The 743-nt window shown below is 63.5% G+C and carries 2 protein-coding genes; both read right to left on the bottom strand.

Going from position 1 to position 743, the window contains the following annotated elements; genetic code table 11:
• Positions 1-526: SMC-Scp complex subunit ScpB (locus EN749_RS36695; RefSeq protein WP_145991219.1), on the bottom strand; the 526-nt coding region annotated here is incomplete at its 3' end.
• Positions 527-528: 2 nt separating this feature from the next.
• On the bottom strand, positions 529-743 hold a 215-nt coding region (locus EN749_RS36690), incomplete at its 5' end, for a DUF1403 family protein (RefSeq protein ID WP_128365089.1).

The raw sequence follows: 743 nt of genomic DNA, 5'->3' as shown, positions 1-743 counted from the left end.
TCACATAGGTATAGGGCGCGCCCGGCTGCGGGCTGCGCGGCCCCGAGGCGATCAGATCTTGCGCGCGCAGCACGCCGATCAGGTCGCGCGACACTTCCTTGCCGAAGAAGCCTGACAGCTCGCCACGGGTGATCGGCTGGAAATAGGCAATGCACATCAAAACCAGCGCCTCCGCCTGCGACAGTTCTTTTGCCCCCTCGCCCGCTGCCGTGCCAAAGGCAGCGCGGATAGCGTCCCCAAAAAAAATTTTGGTCCGGTGCTGCCAGCCGCCAGCGACCGCGACCAGCTCGTAGGGGCGGCCGGCGAGCTCGGCGCGGATGTCGTCGATGATCAGCTCCAGATTGCAGTTCTTCCCCACCACCCGCGCAAGGACACTACGTGTCACCGGTTCATTTGCCGCAAAGATCACCGCTTCGACGCGGCCCATCCACTCGCGCCAGCGAAGCTCGGCCGGCAGATGTTCCAGCTCGGTATCCAGCAAAGCCGGCTGAACGTTTGGCTTCCGGCGGGCAGACGCTTGGCTCATCCCTACAACCCAAACAGCCGAAAAGTGGTGCGGCCGGAAAGCTCGCGCACGGCCTCCAGTTGCTGCAGCCGCTCGAACAGCCGCCGCGACGCAAAGCGCGACAGATTCTTGGTCGTCAGCGAGCCGGAGACGGCGTCTTCACTGAGTAGCAAAAAGATCACGTCGCCGGCGCCCTTGGCGCGCAATTGTGGTGCAATTGCGATGAGTCTTTCGGCAC

The organism is Mesorhizobium sp. M7A.F.Ca.ET.027.02.1.1, assembly GCF_004022985.1.
Taxonomy (GTDB): Bacteria; Pseudomonadota; Alphaproteobacteria; order Rhizobiales; family Rhizobiaceae; genus Mesorhizobium.
This window is presented reverse-complemented; position numbering and strand designations above follow the sequence as displayed.